Raw genomic sequence first — 1,624 nt, 5'->3', positions numbered from 1 at the left:
GACAGGTGAAATAATAAAACCAGTTGCTGTAAGGGGAGCTTCTTCATGTCAAAAAGAAAATATGGTGCTGCGGAAAAACTTATTATCCTTAATGAAGTATCAAGTGGACAACTCGGTTTTCTGGCCGCAGCTAAGAAATATGAGATCAACAAAACGACTTTGATGAAGTGGCAACGTCGTTACAAGCTGTATGGTTACGAAGGACTCGAGAGTCGTGCCCATAATCGAAGTTATAGTGCTGAGCTTAAGCTGGGCGCGGTGAAGGACTACCTTGAGGGGGGATTGTCTCAGTATCAGATCATTGATAAATACAAGATTGCTAGTACAAAACAACTATCCAATTGGATTAAGAAGTATAATGGTCATAGCAGCTTAAATGCCTACAAAGGGGAAGCAAAAGCTATGACAGAGGGTCGCTCTACAACATATCAAGAACGGATCGATATTGTTCAATACTGCCTGGCACATCAGCATAATTACCAAAAGACAGCGGGGCAGTTTAAGGTCTCCTACCAGCAAGTGTATCAATGGGTCAAGAAATTCGAAACTGGCGGTCAAGGGGCATTACAGGATGGTCGAGGACGGAAGAAAGCTCCCGAAGAGTTAACGGAGGCCGATCAACAGAAACTCGAGATGAAGAAGATGGAATACGAAATGGAACGGCTTCGGGCGGAAAATGCATTTTTAAAAAAGCTACAGGAATTACAAAGGAGGCGAAGTTAAGCCAATATCGCCATGAGAATGTCTACCTTGCCATTCAAGCGCTTCAGGAAGAAGCGTCAATTAGCGTTCAGCTTCTGTGCGAAATTGCAGGAATTGCACGCTCAAGCTATTATAAATGGCTAAATCGCAAACCCAGTGCTCGTGAGATGGAGAATGAGCAGCTGACGCAGGTGATGATGACCATCTACGAGAAAGTTGAGCGTATCTTTGGCTATCGTCAATTAACCCTGCATATGCGCAAACAAACCGAAAAATCCATCAATCATAAGCGTGTGTACCGGCTTATGAAGGTAAAGGGGATCCAGTCAGTGATCCGCAGAAAGAAAAAGAAATATGCGCATTCCACACCGCAGCAGGTAGCCGACAACCTGTTAAATCGTAAGTTTCAAGCAGCAGTACCCAATGAAAAGTGGGTAACAGATGTAACAGAATTCAAATACGGCCATGGTCAGAAAGCGTATCTAAGCGCTATTCTTGATCTTCATGATAAATCCATCGTTTCCTACGTATTGGGGCATTCCAATAACAATCCACTGGTATTCCAGACATTGAAACTAGCCTTGCAAGCTGCTCCAGGAAGTAAGCCGATGCTTCATAGCGACAGGGGATTTCAATACACGTCGCTGGACTTCAAAGCGCTCTTGGACGAAAACAACCTGTCTCAGAGCATGTCCCGAGTTGGGCGGTGCATCGATAATGGCCCCATGGAATCTTTCTGGGGGACACTGAAATGCGAGAAGTATTATTTACACACGTACCATACCTTCGAGGAACTCGAGAAGGACGTAACTTTCTATATCCACTTTTACAATAACGAACGATTACAAGCAAAACTAAACGGCCTCAGTCCGATGGAATTCAGGACCAAGGCCGCTTAATTCATTTTATTTTTTGTACTGTC

2 protein-coding genes are annotated in these 1,624 nt (G+C 44.0%); both read left to right on the top strand.

What is annotated here, in order from left to right:
* Window positions 1–45: 45 nt before the first annotated feature.
* Window positions 46–723, top strand: coding sequence for a helix-turn-helix domain-containing protein (locus GC098_RS23290; RefSeq protein WP_171645612.1), 678 nt, complete (start codon window positions 46–48; stop codon window positions 721–723).
* Window positions 648–1,601 (top strand): IS3 family transposase, encoded by a 954-nt coding sequence (locus tag GC098_RS23285; RefSeq protein ID WP_312880296.1) that lies wholly within the window; start codon window positions 648–650, stop codon window positions 1,599–1,601. The genes GC098_RS23290 and GC098_RS23285 overlap by 76 nt, the downstream gene beginning before the upstream one ends.
* Window positions 1,602–1,624 lie beyond the last annotated feature (23 nt).

The sequence above is a fragment of the Paenibacillus phytorum genome (assembly GCF_013141715.1).
GTDB lineage: Bacteria > Bacillota > Bacilli > Paenibacillales > NBRC-103111 > Paenibacillus_E > Paenibacillus_E phytorum.
Note: the sequence above shows the minus strand (reverse complement) of the source record. Positions and strands in the feature narration are given on the sequence as shown.

Excerpts from the sequence above, each read along its gene's own strand:
- GC098_RS23290 (WP_171645612.1), top strand. The coding sequence starts at position 46 with ATGTCAAAAAGAAAATATGGTGCTGCGGAAAAACTTATTATCCTTAAT.